This window comes from Aromatoleum evansii, assembly GCF_012910805.1.
Classification (GTDB): Bacteria; Pseudomonadota; Gammaproteobacteria; order Burkholderiales; family Rhodocyclaceae; genus Aromatoleum; species Aromatoleum evansii.
Map to the genome: position 1 here is coordinate 1 of NZ_WTVK01000314.1, position 385 is coordinate 385.

Genomic DNA, 385 nt, shown 5'->3' on the forward strand with positions numbered 1-385 from the left:
CCTTGAGGATGAGATCACTGTCGGCCCACACCTCGTCCGCGTCGTCGACGATGACGGCGCCCGCCGCGCGGTAGTCGTCGTCGGTGAGGCTCGAACCGTCCCCGGCGCCGCGCTGCACCCGCACCTCGTGCCCGTGCAGCACGAACTCGTTGACGCCCGCCGGCGTGACCGCCACCCGGAACTCGTTGTTCTTGACCTCGCTCGGAACACCGACCCGCATGATCTTCTCCTCCGACTCCTTCGACGTGACCGTGATCACTTGCCACGCTAGGAGTTCACCGCGCTACGAGCGAGTAGGGACGGGCCGGGCGCCGTCAGAGCCGTCACATCCGCCCGCGATCCCACGCGGGCAGGGGCTGCAATGAAAGCATCGAGGGCATGGATC

The 385-nt window shown here is 67.5% G+C and carries 1 pseudogene; it reads right to left on the reverse strand.

Annotated features, from left to right (window positions below):
• Positions 1-220, reverse strand: a pseudogene (locus tag GO615_RS30155) (alanine dehydrogenase); the annotation flags it as partial.
• Between the last annotated feature and the right edge of the window lie 165 nt (positions 221-385).